At 66.0% G+C, this 13,436-nt stretch carries 13 protein-coding genes; 3 read left to right on the top strand and 10 right to left on the bottom strand.

Annotation, left to right across the window (positions count from 1 at the left end; genetic code table 11):
- Position 1 precedes the first annotated feature (1 nt).
- From ACYOEI_RS08765 to ACYOEI_RS08730, 8 genes are all read right to left on the bottom strand, one after another.
- Positions 2-1,096: a protein-glutamate methylesterase/protein-glutamine glutaminase gene (locus tag ACYOEI_RS08765; RefSeq protein ID WP_462849024.1), complete on the bottom strand. Its 1,095-nt coding sequence runs from the start codon at positions 1,094-1,096 to the stop codon at positions 2-4.
- Positions 1,080-1,505 (bottom strand): response regulator, encoded by a 426-nt coding sequence (locus tag ACYOEI_RS08760; RefSeq protein ID WP_462849023.1) that lies wholly within the window; start codon positions 1,503-1,505, stop codon positions 1,080-1,082. The genes ACYOEI_RS08765 and ACYOEI_RS08760 overlap by 17 nt, the downstream gene beginning before the upstream one ends.
- A gap of 53 nt (positions 1,506-1,558) precedes the next feature.
- A complete protein-coding gene (locus tag ACYOEI_RS08755) occupies positions 1,559-2,062 on the bottom strand; it encodes a chemotaxis protein CheD (protein WP_462849022.1) in 504 nt (167 codons plus the stop codon).
- 2 nt (positions 2,063-2,064) lie between these two features.
- Positions 2,065-2,709 (bottom strand): chemotaxis protein CheC, encoded by a 645-nt coding sequence (locus ACYOEI_RS08750; protein ID WP_462849021.1) that lies wholly within the window; start codon positions 2,707-2,709, stop codon positions 2,065-2,067.
- A 22-nt stretch (positions 2,710-2,731) separates the two neighbouring features.
- Positions 2,732-5,083: a chemotaxis protein CheA gene (locus ACYOEI_RS08745; protein ID WP_462849020.1), complete on the bottom strand. Its 2,352-nt coding sequence runs from the start codon at positions 5,081-5,083 to the stop codon at positions 2,732-2,734.
- Positions 5,070-5,987, bottom strand: coding sequence for a CheR family methyltransferase (locus tag ACYOEI_RS08740; protein WP_462849019.1), 918 nt, complete (start codon positions 5,985-5,987; stop codon positions 5,070-5,072). The genes ACYOEI_RS08745 and ACYOEI_RS08740 overlap by 14 nt, the downstream gene beginning before the upstream one ends.
- A gap of 9 nt (positions 5,988-5,996) precedes the next feature.
- On the bottom strand, positions 5,997-8,255 hold the full coding sequence (locus tag ACYOEI_RS08735; protein WP_462849018.1) for a methyl-accepting chemotaxis protein: 2,259 nt from the start codon (positions 8,253-8,255) through the stop codon (positions 5,997-5,999).
- Between the two features lie 240 nt (positions 8,256-8,495).
- A complete protein-coding gene (locus ACYOEI_RS08730) occupies positions 8,496-9,152 on the bottom strand; it encodes a chemotaxis protein CheW (protein WP_462849017.1) in 657 nt (218 codons plus the stop codon).
- Between the two features lie 333 nt (positions 9,153-9,485).
- Between ACYOEI_RS08730 and ACYOEI_RS08725 the strand changes: the two genes are divergently transcribed.
- Complete coding sequence (locus ACYOEI_RS08725) at positions 9,486-10,427, top strand: cation diffusion facilitator family transporter (RefSeq protein WP_462849016.1); 942 nt, start codon at positions 9,486-9,488, stop codon at positions 10,425-10,427.
- Between the two features lie 120 nt (positions 10,428-10,547).
- Here the strand turns inward: ACYOEI_RS08725 and ACYOEI_RS08720 are convergent, their stop codons facing one another.
- Entirely contained in the window at positions 10,548-10,784 is a 237-nt protein-coding gene (locus ACYOEI_RS08720; protein ID WP_462849015.1) for a hypothetical protein, read from the bottom strand.
- Between the two features lie 432 nt (positions 10,785-11,216).
- On the opposite strand from ACYOEI_RS08720, the gene ACYOEI_RS08715 reads away from it, so the two are divergent.
- Positions 11,217-11,777 (top strand): RICIN domain-containing protein, encoded by a 561-nt coding sequence (locus tag ACYOEI_RS08715; protein WP_462849014.1) that lies wholly within the window; start codon positions 11,217-11,219, stop codon positions 11,775-11,777.
- A 199-nt stretch (positions 11,778-11,976) separates the two neighbouring features.
- Positions 11,977-12,591 (top strand): hypothetical protein, encoded by a 615-nt coding sequence (locus ACYOEI_RS08710; protein ID WP_462849013.1) that lies wholly within the window; start codon positions 11,977-11,979, stop codon positions 12,589-12,591.
- Between the two features lie 600 nt (positions 12,592-13,191).
- Here the strand turns inward: ACYOEI_RS08710 and ACYOEI_RS08705 are convergent.
- Positions 13,192-13,395, bottom strand: coding sequence for a hypothetical protein (locus ACYOEI_RS08705; protein ID WP_462849012.1), 204 nt, complete (start codon positions 13,393-13,395; stop codon positions 13,192-13,194).
- Between the last annotated feature and the right edge of the window lie 41 nt (positions 13,396-13,436).

Below are 13,436 nucleotides of genomic sequence, written 5' to 3'. Positions count from 1 at the left end.
ATCAAGCTTTTCGGCGCGAAAAGCGTTCGATGAGCGACGGCAAGTTTTCCAGCGGGAATTGCGTGCACACCGCGCCCTCGAGCTGGGCGGCCTTGTTCATGCCGTAGACGACGGACGTGGCTTCGTCTTGCCCGAAGGTGACCCCTCCGGCGGCAAGGATGCGCTTGCAGCCTTCGACGCCGTCGCGCCCCATGCCCGTCATGATGATGCCGACAGACGACGGCCCGTAGGCCCGTGCGACGGACTGAAAAAGCATGTCCACGGACGGTCGATGTCCGCTGACGGCCGGGCCGTCGGTGATGGAGACGATGCACTTGGGGGGATGCCCTGATACGACCATGTGCCGACCCCCGGGCGCCACCAGGATCTGATTGGGAACGACGCTGTCCCCGTCGGCCGCCTCTTTCACCGCGATCGAGCAACGCCTCGCGAGCCTCGTCGAGAACACGCCCGTGAACGAGGCCGGCATGTGCTGCACAATCAAAATCGGGGGCGTGGGCGGCGAGAGCAAGGGGAGCGTCTGGGACAGGGCTTCGGGGCCGCCGGTGGAGATGCCAATGACGACGCACGGCAGATTGGCGTGGACGCCTTCGCTCGACCCGGCCGGTGGGCGAATCGAGGGGCGTCTGGGGACGTCGGCCGGCGCACCCTTGGCGGCGGTACGCCCGTGGCGCACGCGACTGCCGGCGGCGGCGAGCACCTTCTCGATCACGGCGTCGGCCGCCGTCTTCAGCGCGGAGATCGCATGCCGATCCGGCTTCGCCATGAAGTCGACCGCGCCGAGCTCCAGCGCCTCGATCGTCGCCTCGGCACCGGCGTGGGTGAGCGAGCTGATCATCACCACGGGCAACCCGCTCGCCACCAGGGTCGGCAGGACTTCGAGGCCGGAGGCACCGGGCATCTGGACGTCGAGCGTGACGACGTCGGGACGGAGCCGCGCGGCCATCTCGATCGCGGCGGCACCGTCGGGAGCGACCCCCGCGACCTCGATCGCCGGCGAGCTCCGAAGAATTTCCGTGAGGAGCTTGCGGATGAGCGCCGAGTCGTCGACGATCAGGACTCGCACCCGTCCGGCCTTGTCAGTCGTCGCGTTCATCCTGTCCGCCCGCCTCCAAGCCGAGTCCCGCGGCCTTCGCCTCGACGTCTCGAGGCCGTATCTTGTTCAGCAGGCTGACCATCCGCTCGCGTTCGAACGGCTTCACGATGAAGTCCATGGCACCGCCCCGGATGGACTCCATCAGGGTTTGCTTCTGGTCGAGTGCCGTCACCATCACAACCTGCGCGGAGGGGTCTCGCTCTCTGATGAACCGGAGCGCCTCGAGGCCCCCCATGCCGGGCATCACCACGTCCATGGTCACGAGGTCGGGCTTGAGCTCGTCGTAGAGGGCTACGGCCTCCAGGCCGTTCTTTGCCTCCCCGGCCACCTCCCAGCCCGCTTCGGAGGCCACGTCGCTGATCAGCTTGCGCATCAGCATCGCGTCGTCGACGACTAGCAGCCGCTTCATCTCCGGAACCCTCCGGCTCGCGTGGGGACGTTGTCCCGAAATGAGCCTGTCCATCAATACGAATAATCGGCGCCGCCGGGGATCCTCACGGTGACGATGCCCGAGTTCGTGTCAAGAGTCAAGTGACGTCCTGACTCCCCGCCCAGGTCTCGGGCCGTCACGGCGATACCCAACCGGGCCAGGATCTCCTGCACCGAGTCGCCGTTCTGCTTCCCGATGTTCATCGTCGGCCCGGCCTGGAACATGCTGGCCCCGCCGGCGATCTTCGCGGTGAGCCGACCTCGGATCGGCCGACCGAGCACTCGCTCCATCTCCGCGATGAGGGCCGGCACCGCCGTGTCCGCGAAGCGGCCGGGCTGGTCGACCGCGCCGCGGGAGTGAGGGAGCACGATGTGGGCCACGCCGCCCAGGCGTGCGATCCGGTCGTAGAGGACCACGCCCACGCACGAGCCGAGGAGCGTCCGGATCCCCGTCGGCGCTGACGCAACGCCCCAGCGCCCGATGGGCACCGAGATCGTTTCCGAAGGCCGAGGCCTCTCGCGTGCCAGCTCGCTCACGTTCATTCTCCCGACTCGGCCAACGCCGACGCCAAGGCCTGGATCGCCGGCGCGCCGGGAACGTAGAGCAGCGACCAGTTCCGCGACTGGCCGTCGGACGTGAAGCGGGTCCGGGCCAGCATGACGCGCTCCGACTCCATCGCCTGGTTCATCAACGAGAACTCCAGCAGGCTCCCCGCGAACTCGTGTCGGAACTCGGGCGGCGAGGGCACGAGCGACTCGTCGGCTCCTTCGGGGCCGGCGGAAGGCAGGTGTGTCGCCAGGGAGTTCAGGAGGGCGCAGCCCACGATGTTCGCCGTCTCGCACGCCGCCGACTGCTCCAGCTCGCCCCAGGATTTCGCCGTGCCCGGCGGATGCCGCAGGAGCGAATCCGCGAGCTCGAGGCCCGCGGCGTCATCGAAGACGAGGAGGATCTCGCCCGCGAGGCGGCCGGGGAGCGACATGGCGCATGCGGCCACCAGCGATTCGGGCGGCCCGAGCAGCTCGGCGGCCTCCGCCAGTTCGACCTCGACGATGGCGCTGACGTCCATGTGGATTCGACGGCCCAGCCAGATGGAAAGCGCCTGCGAGGCACCCTCCGCCGCTCGCTCGAAGATCGTCTCGAGCAGTCGCATTTGGAACCCATTGAGCGGCCCGTTGGCACTCATCGACACAGCTCCTTTCCCGCGGTCACGCCGTCGACCGGATTGCCCCCTGCCCTGCGATGTCGATCAACGCGTCCACGTCGAGGATGAGCGACACGCGACCGTCGCCGAGGATGCTTGCGCCGGAGAGCCCGCGCACGGGGCGGAAGTTCTTCTCCAGCGACTTGAGCACCGCCTCCTGCATGCCGATCAACTGGTCGACGAGCAGTCCGACCGTTGCCTCCCCGTTCGAGACCACCACGACCACTTGCTTGCCGAGGGCCGTCGCCTCTCGCGCGGCACCTCGCGACCGGTAGAGCTCGGCCAGCTCCACCAGGGAAATGATCCGGCCGCGCACCTCGATCGAGCGCAGGCCCTGGACGCGGTACACCTGCGAAGGCTGGACCTCAACGATCTCGTCGAGGTGGTCCAGCGGGATCGCATACGCCTCGCCGCCGATGCGGACCAGCAACACCGGCATGATCGCCAGCGTGAGCGGCAGGCGGATCGTGAACGTGGTCCCCTGCCCCGGCTCCGAGCGCACGTCGAGCGTGCCGTTGAGCGCCTCGATCCGGTTCTTGACGATGTCCATCCCGACGCCCCGACCGGAGACGTCGGTGATCTGCTCGGCGGTGGAGAGGCCCGGGTGGAAGATGTATGGGATGATCTGCCGGTCCGACATCAGGCGCGACTCGTCCTCGGTGATGAGGCCCTTCGCGATCGCCTTCTTGCGGACGCGCCCGCAGTCGATCCCGCGGCCGTCGTCGCTCACCGTGATCACCACGCTGTTTCCCCGGTGCGAGGCGGCCAGCAAGACGGTCCCGGCACGCGGCTTGCCTGTCGCCTCGCGGGCGTCGGGCGACTCGAGCCCGTGGTCGACGGAGTTCCGCACCATGTGGACGAGCGGGTCGGCGAGCTCGTCGATCATCCGCTTGTCGAGCTCGGTCTTCTCCCCCTCGACCTTCAGGGTCACTTCCTTGTTCGACGACAGGCGAAGGTCGCGCACCACGCGCTGGAAGCGGTCGAACAGCGGCCCGATCGGGACCATCCGCGTCTCGAGCACGCCCTTCTGAATGCCGTCGGAGACGCGCGCGAGCTGGTGGATGGCCTCCGACATTGCGCTCAGGCGGTCGCGCCCCTGGCGGACCTGGTCGAGGTCGTCGAGGATCGCTCGAAAGTTCTCCCGGAGCCTGCGGAACTGCCCCGCCCACCGCGAACTCGAGCCGCTCCCATCCGTGTCGTCTTCGAGCCCGCGCATGATCGTATCGAGCCGGTCCATCGTGTCCGAGACGAGCAGTTCCGTGTTCGACCCGCGAAACACCTCCTCGAGCCCGCGCTCGATCTCGATGAAACGCGCCTTGTTGATCACGAGCTCGCCCGCGAGGTTCATCAGGTGGTCGAGCCGGTCGGCGTCGACGCGCAGCGTTTCCACCATCTTCGCCTTGCGCGGTTCATCCGGAGTCGACGGGGGTGCCATGTTCGCGGGGATCGTCGCGGCCGTTTGGGGTGCGACAATCGGCGCGGGTGCCGATACGACGACGGGCTCCGGGACTGGTTCTGGGGTCTCGGGCGTGCCCGCGGGCTCGTGCTCCGTGGCCGGCGGTGGGGCGATCCGCGGCGCCCCCGCTTCCGGCACGATGGCCGGCGTCCGGACTTCGATCGACGCGACGCCGTCGACGTCGGCGAGCGCCTGGAGCTCGTCGATGTCCCCTTCCGAAGCGATCCAGACCGTGAACTGACGCAGCGATTCGATCTCGTCGAGCGCCTCGATCGGCGGATCCGAGCCGACGATGCTCCCCCTCGTCCCCAAGCGATTGAGGACGAGTCGGGCCTTCATGTCGGGCCAGGGGATGTTCGGCTCGAACGTGACGGTGATCGTGACGACGCCTGCCGACGCCCCCAGCTCCTTCGCGCTTGACGCCCCCTCGGGCCGCGGTCCTTCGGCCGGTGATCGGGAAGGTTCCGGCTCGGGAGGAATCTCGGGCGCGGGCGCACTCTCGGCGACGACTTTCCCTTCCAGTTGATCGACGACGAGCGCGGCAAGGCCGGTCAGGTCGGCGTCGCTCTGGCCTCGGGCGCGGAGATCGGCGTGGTAGTCGCGGAGGGCATCGAGGCAGCGAAAGCAGAGGTCGAGGAAGGGCCGGTCGAGCGTGCGCTGGCCGGATCGGAGCTGGTCGAAGAACGACTCGAGGTGATGGGTCAATTCCTTCACCTGGGTGAAGCCCATCACCGTCGCACCGCCCTTGATGCTGTGCGCCAGCCGGAACGCCTCGCGTAGCGCCTTCTCGTCGCCGGGTGCCTGCTCCAGGGTCAGGAGCATCTCGTTGAGCCCGGCGATCTGCTCGTCGGACTCGTCGAGGTAGAACGGCAGCAGTTCGGAGAGGTCAAATCCCGACATCGGGCCCTCCTCGCCGATAGGCCCACGCGTTCTCGCGCCTGAGCTCGCCGAGCATGTTGTGGATGCCCTCCGTGGGGCCCACGACCAGGCATCCCCCCATCGCCAGTCGGTCGAGCAGGTGCTTCACGACGACCTGCTTGGACGCCAGGTCGAAATAAATCAAAACATTCTTGATGAAGATGAGGTCGAAGGGCTCTTCGTTCAGCGGAAGGAGCAGGTTGTGGGGCTTCCAGGTCACGGACGCGCGGATCTCAGGCTTGATCGTGGAGCGCTGGCCGCTGGCATCCGGGTCGAAGTACGACCGTCGCTGCGCCACGGGGACGAGTCGGAGCGAGCGATCGTCGAACGAGCCCGCCCTGGCGGCATCGAGTGCCGCGTGGCTCAGGTCGGTGCCCAGGAGCGTGATCTTCCAACCCAGGAGGTCGGCCTTGAACTCCTGGAGTTTCAGGGCGAGGGAGTAGAGCTCTTCCCCCGTGCTCGCGGCGGCGGACCAGACCCTGAGCAGACGCCTCCGCTTCCCCGCCCGCGTCCGCGCGATCAGCTCGGGGAGGAACTTCGACGCGACCCAATCGAAGTGGTGGGGGTCCCGGAAGAAGTAGGTCTCGTTGGTGGTGATCTCGTCGAGGAACTTCGGCGCCTCGGCCTCGGCGGCGGGGCTGCGTGCGGTGATCATCGCGTAGTAGGCCGAGAATGTGGCAATCCCCGTCGCCCGGAGCCGGCGACGCAGGCGATTGCTCACCATCACCCGCTTGGTCGCGGGGATCTGGATCCCGCTGACCTTGTAGATGTGCTTGCGGAATTTCTCGAACTCGCCGTCCGTGAGTTCGGTCTGCGACGACACGGCCGTGTCCCCCAGCGTGTGCTCGGAATGGTCGCGTACCGCACCGAGGCGGGACCCTTGCATCGCGGCTCCTTAGACCTTGAATCCGGAGATGACGTCCTTGAGCGCCGCCGCCTGCGCGCCCAGTTCCTCCGCGCTGGCGGAGAGCTCCTCGGAGCTGGATGCGTTGGTCTCGGTGATCGACGACACGTCCTGGATCGCCTTGCTCACCTCGGCGGCCGATTCCGACTGCTCCTGCGTGGCCCGGGCGATCTTGGCGATGCTGGCGGCCGTCTCCTCCACGCCCTGCACGATCGTCGCGAGCGATTGCCCCGCCTTTTCCGAGAGCTGGGCGCCGTCGGCGACGCGCCGGGTCGACTCCTTGATGAGCGCGGTGATCTCCTTGGCGGCGGCACGCGAGCGTTCGGCGAGCTTGCGCACCTCGTCGGCCACCACGGCGAAGCCCAGGCCGTGCTCGCCGGCGCGGGCGGCCTCGATCGCGGCGTTGAGCGCGAGGAGGTTCGTCTGGCTGGCGATCTCGCTGATCACCTGGATGATGTCGCTGACCTGCTCGCTCGACTTGCGGATCAGGACCATCGCCTCGATCGCCTGGTCCACCGACTCGCCCCCCTGCTTGGCGAGCACGCTCGTTCGCTCCGCGAGCCCGCGAGCCGAGCCGGCGTTCTGGTTGATCTCCAGGATCGCCTTGCTCAGGTGGTCGATCGAGGCCGACATCTGCTCCACGGTGGCCGCCTGGTTCTGTGACGACTCGCTCAGGTAGTTGGCGCTCTCCGCGACGACCCGCGCACCCTCGCCGAACTGGTTCGCCGACTCGATGACCTGCCCGATCACGTGCTTCAGGTCTTCGGTCATCTTGGCGAGCGCGGAGCCGAGGCGTCCCATGTCGTCGTGGCCGCTCACCGTCACCTCGACCGTGAGGTCGCCGTGAGCGGCGGCCTGGGCCACCTTCATGAGCTCGTTGACTTTCATCTCCAGGTCGCGCTTGGCGAGTTCCGCTCGCTCGCGCTGCTCGGCCCGTTCGAGCGCGGTCGAGACCAGTTGGGCCACGCCCCGCAACGCGTCCACTCGCCCCTCGGACGGCTTCTCCTTTGCGGTCGACATGAAGTCCATCGTGCCCACGACCTGCCCGTTGAGTACGATCGGGAACGCGATCGCCGTCACGATGCCCGCCCGCCGCGCCACCGGTGCCCGACAGCAATCCGAGAGCTCGGCCAGGTCGTCCACGACCACGAGGTCGCGCCGGCGCCAGGCCCGGCCCGCGAGTCCCTCGCCTTCGTGAAATTTGGCCGACCGGGTGACCCGGCGGAACTCCTCGTCCGTCGCCCCCGACTCGATGGAGAACACCAGCGCGCCCGCGGCGGGATCGACTCTCCAGAACGACCCGTAGGCCCAGCCGAACGCCCGCCGGACCACGTCAAGCACCGCGGAGAGCATCTCCTCGGCGCTCGACACCCGCCCGAGCGCCAGCAGCACCTGGTTCACCGCGCCGGTGTTTGCCGCGAGCTCGGCCTCGCGCGCCGTCGCCTCGATCTTGTCGGTGACGATTTCCCAGGTGAGCATCGGGCCGACGTAGACGCCGGAGTCGTCGAGGATCGCGGTGACGAGCAGGTTCACGTGCTCCGGCCCCACACGGATCGTGGCGTTGTGCGGCAGGTTCTTCGGATCCGCGAGCAGTCGGCGTTGCATCTCCGGGCGCTTGTGGAAGATGTCGATCGTCTGGCCGATCATCTCGTCGGCCTTCACGGGCAGGTACGGCTCCAGCCGCTTCATCATCCGCGCCGACGCCGGGTTCATGTACTGGATGCGCAGGTCGAGGTCCGTGTACATCATGTTCAGGGGCGCGTTCTCGAGCATGCGCTGCATGCGCATCAGGCTCGATTGCCGGGCGAGATGGTCCATCTTGTCGGCGACGATCCGACCGATAATGCGGAGCACGTCCACACGCGTCGTGCTCAAGGCATCCTCGCCGTCGACGAAGAAGTCCAGCACCCCCCGCAACGACTCTTCCGCGACCACCGGTATCGCCACGGCGGCCCGCAACCCGGACCGCCGCGCCGCCGCGCCTCGAGGACAGTCGGTCAGGTCGGCCAGGTCCTCCACCACGACGACCTCGGACCGCTTCCAGGCTTGCCCCGCGAGGCCCTCCCCCTTGCGAAAGCGGCACGCCCGGGTCGCCCGGCGGAAGGCGTCGTCGATCTCGCCGGACTCCGCGGCGAACTCGAGCGATTCCGATCCGGCATCGAGTTTCCAGTACGAACCATAGACCCAGTCATACTGCTCGCGCACGGTGTTGAGGGCGGCGAGCGCGAGGTCCTCGAGCGTCTCCGCCACCCCGATGGCCGTGAGTGTCTCGATCAGGGTGCGAGTGTCCGCACCCTCGCCGGACTGGGGCCTTTCCGGTGGGCTACCACTCTCTCCACTGTCGCCGAGGTCTGCCGCCGTTCGGTGACGAGCAGAAGCCTTTCGCGGCGGGCGTTTCGGCGAGGATGCGAGGCGATACGCGCGTCCGGCCCGCCCTGGCCCGAGCGGATTTGGCTTCATGGCGTCCACGGTCGACTCCGGGTTGCGAGTTCAGTTGAGGGAAGCGGGCGGGGCGACGACATCCTCGTTCGGCTCGATCTCAAGCTCGGAGGGGTCGAACAGGCGGTCGATATCGAGCACGATCAGGAGCCGCTCCTCCAGCCGCGCGATTCCCGAAATAAACCGTCGCGAGAGGCCCGACACCGACACGGGCACCGGCTGGATCTGGTCGGCCGAAACTCGCATCACCTGCGTGACCTCGTCGACCACGCAGCCGATCGTCTTCTCTCGCGTGTTGACCACCACGGTGCGGGTCTCGTCGTCGAACTCACGCGCGGCGAGACCGAACCGCTTGCGGAGGTTCACGACGGGGATGACATTCCCGCGCAGGTTGATGAGCCCCTCGATCGAGTCCGGCACCTGGGGAAGCCGAGTGATCGGCTTCATCAGGATGATCTCCTGGATCTTGGTGATGGCGATTGCATAGTCCTCTTCGCCGATCCGAAACCCGACGAACTGACGGATCGGCTGATCGCCCGTCTGCGAGTCTTTGCCGGAGCCGGGAGAGCGGCGTTCCGCGGCCATGTCGCTCGACCTCGAAGGTGCGCGGTAGAAGAGGAACCGTCCCGGAGCGGCACAGGCATGCCCCAGGTTGCAGAACGGACGCGTGTTCGATCCAATCCGAGTGAAACGTATCACGTGCATCATCGCACCCGTTCCACCGATCCGATTCTGCTCTCTATCTTACCACATCCTTCGGCACAGTCGACGGACTCGAAGTTCTCGTTCGCGAAGTTGCCTTCCCGGGGGAGTTTTCACGAGCCGACCCGTATACCGTCGTTGCTCAAACGGACAGCGAGGCGATCTCGACGGCTCGCGTAACCCCCCGCATCCGCAACCTCTGCGGGTAGTCCCCATCGTGGCTTGATTGTGGCAGGCCAGCTGTGCTAATGATCACAAACCGGTGGCTCAAGCGACGAATGCGCGGAATTTCTCCGCTGTCGTCCATTCCCGTGCCCCGGCCAAGATGACGGGGGGGCGATGGCTCACGACCACGACCATGCACACGGCGTCGACGGGAACAACCCGCGACTCGGGCTCTCCATCGTCCTCACGGTTGCGTTCGTAATCGGCGAGGCCGTCGCCGGCTACCTTTCCCACAGCCTGGCCTTGATGTCCGACGCCGGGCACAACTTCAGCGACGCCCTCGCCCTCGTCCTCTCGTGGTACGGCGTGCGGGCCGCGAAGCGTCCGGCGAACGCCGAGAGGACGTTCGGGTCTCACCGCGTCGGGATTCTCGCCGCCCTGGCGAACGCCCTCACACTCGTCGCCATCGGGACCGTCATCATCTGGGAGTCGGCCCAGCGGCTCTTCGACCCACAACCGGTCCAGAGCGGACCGATGATCGGGGTCGCCCTCGTGGCGGTCGTCCTCAACGGCGTGATCAGCCTCTGGCTCCGGGGCGCGGCGAAGGGGGATTTGAATATCCGCAGCGCCTATCTCCACATGCTGGGCGACGCGGTCTCCGCCCTGGGGGTGGTCGTTGCGGGGATCGTCGTCGCCTTCACCGGGAGCACGCTCGCCGACCCGATCGTCTCGCTGGTGATCGGGGCCACCATCATTTGGAGCTCGTGGGGCATCATCACGGAGGCGGTCAACATCCTGCTCGAGGCCGTCCCTAAAGGGGTCGACATGGAGGCACTCGAGCGGTCGACGAAGTCCGTGCCCGGCGTCCTTGGCGTGCATGACCTGCACGTCTGGAGTATCTCGACGGAGCTGCTCGCCGCGAGTCTTCATGTGCTCGTCTGTGAGCAGAGCCTCAGCAGCGGCCAGCGGGTTCAGAAGGCCGTCGCGGAAAAGCTTCGGCACGACTTCGGCATCGGGCACGTGACGATTCAGCTCGAGGTCGATGGCTGCAAGGCCGACGAGACGTATTGCACGATGGAACCCCCGCACGAAGATTATGCCGAGCACGAGCATTGAGGCGGAGTGATAGCCAATCTCGCCAATGCCGGGTCAAGAGGTGATAGGAGGAAGGAGTCGACCCGGACGTGCGCGGATGAGTCTATGACCGCCATGGGGTCAGCAGGGCGATCGGCCAACTCACGGCCTGAGGCCTTCGCGAAAGCTCGTGTCTGCGCGATTACCCAGGAAGGCCTTGGTCGCCGTGGTGGCGTGCCAGATCCCGCCTTCGCCGCGATCGAAGATGACGGAGAGCGTATCACCGACCGTCGACGACTTGGGCAACAAGTCGACCGGGACTTCGATCGGGGTACCGAGCTCGCTCAACAGAACGGCCAACGGAGGCTCGAGATGGCTGATGAAGAGCGTGAGGGTCATCGATAAGGATCTCGAGGGGGAAGGTGCGGCGCGGCCTCGGATCGGATGCGAGAGCCGACGGCTTTCCCATCGGTCCTAATCACCTGCTGTCGGTTCGAATCCGCTCAGGTGTTGTAGTCACCCGTCGATCGGCGACAAGCCCTGGTCCCATTTTTCTCGTTTTTTTCGCGAGACGTCGACGATTGGGAGGAAGCCGCTTACGGATTCTCGGCAACAATCCTCGGCTAACGAATGCGAAGTCCACGTCCTCGCCCAGCCACGGAACTCCAAAGCCGTGGACGGGGTCGCGATGCGGCCCCTCGTCACGCTCGGCTCTCGTCGAGGCCAGTACGGGGCCCGTCTGGGCAATCCATCTCAGGAACCATATAATCGAATCCGAATGAAGCCATGATGGGGCTTGTCTTTCTCGGGTATGCGGCCAAGGAGTCTCCCATGATTCGATTCACGCTGTCCGCACTCTTGCTCGCTGTTTCATTCGAAACCGCTGCGAACGCCCAATCGGATTGGGAAGGGGACTTCACGATAACGTCCCAGTGGAACAACCTCGCAGTCGACGTGCCAAACGGCAGGAAGACCGACGGATTGGCCATCATCCAGTGGGCGTGCCACGGTAAAGACGCCCAGCGGTGGCGTGTCGAACCGGTGGATGCTGGGCGTGGTTGGTATAAAATCGTGAATGCGTTTACAGGAATGGCCCTGGACATCAAGGATGAGTCGAAGGACGACAGGGCGATCGTGATCCAGAGCGAGTGCAAGGACACCAAGACGCAGCATTGGCGGATCGACCGACAGCCCGATGGGTCTTACAAGATCACCTCCCGATACAGCGGCAAGTGCCTCGATATCCCGTATGGGAGCAAAGACCCGGGCACGGAGCTGGAGCTCTGCGAGGACAACAACCAGGCCAACCAGCGATGGGTCTTCGCGAAGGCCAAATCGATGTCGTCACCATGTACTCCTGGCGGTGGATTCGACACACGCCGTATCGAGTGAGGAGTCGTTCCACGATCTGCCGACATTGATCACTTGGCTCGGATCAGGACGACGTCAGTGTCGGGTAGGCAGACGGACAGGATCGCCGGTAGAATCATAGGTCGAGACAGCGTGAGGAGCCGTCGCGGCGAGCGCGAGTCATGGAGCTCCGGCTATGGACATATTTCGGGATCTATTTGTTTATGCCGATGTCGGCCGAATGTCCACCTTGGTGGAGTCGGTCGAACTCGCCCCCGTTATGAGTTGGTCCCGAGATCGTGGGGCTGAGGAGAGGGTGCGACTCACCGCATTCGGCACGGGGGCGACCTTTTGTTTCACCCGACAGGCGAAGGTCGACTCAGGGTCGGCGACGCTGGTCCTGAGCGAAAGAGACCCAGGCGTCTTCCATGTCTCGAACATCATCCCCCTGTCGGAACACGAGCTCTCGCACCTCGAATACAATCATCTCCTGGAGGAATTCTTCGAGCACTCGCTCCGCCCGGCGGCCGAGCGGGAGGGATTGAACGTCGAGTTGACGGAGGCGCGGGCGGATCTGGAACACTGGATGACGGCCGTGACGGCGGCCAAGCTGCGTTCGTTCTCAACGTGCGCCAATAAGGCCACCGGCGCGGCTCATCCCCGGGATCGGGAGCGGTGGAACGAGTTTGTGCTGTCGGCCCATCGCGACGATAGTCGGATGGAGGCCGCGACGCTCCGGCGATGGCTCGTCGAGTCCGAAGGGTGGGCCAAGGAAGTGGCGGACCAGCTTGCCGTCGAATACGAGTACGGCCGGGAGCTCCTCACCTTCGCCGAGGAGCACCGACGGAGCGCCTGACCGACATGTCGAATCTCGCCGACACAGTCGCCCGGATCCGGGCGGCCGGGCTCCCCGTGCTCTTCGCCGACACCTGCAGCCTCGTTGATGTGATCCGGGCGCCGACGAGGCCCAACGAATTGCCCGGCTGTGTTGAGGCGGCGACCGAATTGCTCGCGCTCGCGACGGCACAGACTCCAGCATGTCTTCCGGTCGCAGCCTCGTTCGTGCCAGGTGAATGGCTCGCACATGCCGGTCCAGAAGCGGACAAACTCCGGGCTCACATTGCCCGAGTCGACGAGGAGGCCAACGTACTGACAAAGTCAGTGGCCTCGTCGAGATTCCTCCTGGTTTTCCCAGGCCTGTGTACGGCAGCCTACCCCTCGCGGACCGTCTCCACGACCTATCCAAGAGACTACTGGATTGTGCCCTCCGGCTCGATCCGGACCAGGACTGCATCATCCGCGCCCATGGGCGGGCGGCCACATATACTCCCCCGTCCCGAAAGGGAGGTGAGGTCAAGGATTCCACTATACTCGAGGAGTGCCTCGAGGTTGGTCGGAGGTTGCAGTCGACCGGATTCGGCCGCAAGCTCGTGTTCTGCACGTCAAACAGGCGGGACTACTGTGAGGCTGGGTCGAGGCTCCACCCTTCCCTCGCCATCGAGTTCGGGGCCGCCGGTCTGGGCTTCGCCACCAGCTTGCCGTGGGCTTTGAACGAGACCAAGAAGCCCTGACGCTCGGGCCCGAGCCGGGTCATGACGGCGAAAGGCTGGCGACCCGAGCGATGGCCTTCGGAATTGTAACGGAGTGCCTGCGGGAACATCGGGGCGACGACCAGGACATTGCGTGCTTCTCAGGTGACAT

Source organism: Singulisphaera rosea, assembly GCF_054877945.1.
This window is presented reverse-complemented; position numbering and strand designations above follow the sequence as displayed.

Excerpts from the sequence above, each read along its gene's own strand:
- ACYOEI_RS08740 (WP_462849019.1), bottom strand. The coding sequence starts at position 5,987 with ATGCAAGGGTCCCGCCTCGGTGCGGTACGCGACCATTCCGAGCACACG.
- ACYOEI_RS08720 (WP_462849015.1), bottom strand. The coding sequence starts at position 10,784 with ATGACCCTCACGCTCTTCATCAGCCATCTCGAGCCTCCGTTGGCCGTT.
- ACYOEI_RS08705 (WP_462849012.1), bottom strand. The coding sequence starts at position 13,395 with ATGTTCCCGCAGGCACTCCGTTACAATTCCGAAGGCCATCGCTCGGGT.
- ACYOEI_RS08710 (WP_462849013.1), top strand. The coding sequence starts at position 11,977 with ATGTCCACCTTGGTGGAGTCGGTCGAACTCGCCCCCGTTATGAGTTGG.
- ACYOEI_RS08765 (WP_462849024.1), bottom strand. The coding sequence starts at position 1,096 with ATGAACGCGACGACTGACAAGGCCGGACGGGTGCGAGTCCTGATCGTC.
- ACYOEI_RS08725 (WP_462849016.1), top strand. The coding sequence starts at position 9,486 with ATGGCTCACGACCACGACCATGCACACGGCGTCGACGGGAACAACCCG.
- ACYOEI_RS08750 (WP_462849021.1), bottom strand. The coding sequence starts at position 2,709 with ATGAGTGCCAACGGGCCGCTCAATGGGTTCCAAATGCGACTGCTCGAG.
- ACYOEI_RS08730 (WP_462849017.1), bottom strand. The coding sequence starts at position 9,152 with ATGATGCACGTGATACGTTTCACTCGGATTGGATCGAACACGCGTCCG.
- ACYOEI_RS08715 (WP_462849014.1), top strand. The coding sequence starts at position 11,217 with ATGATTCGATTCACGCTGTCCGCACTCTTGCTCGCTGTTTCATTCGAA.
- ACYOEI_RS08760 (WP_462849023.1), bottom strand. The coding sequence starts at position 1,505 with ATGAAGCGGCTGCTAGTCGTCGACGACGCGATGCTGATGCGCAAGCTG.
- ACYOEI_RS08745 (WP_462849020.1), bottom strand. The coding sequence starts at position 5,083 with ATGTCGGGATTTGACCTCTCCGAACTGCTGCCGTTCTACCTCGACGAG.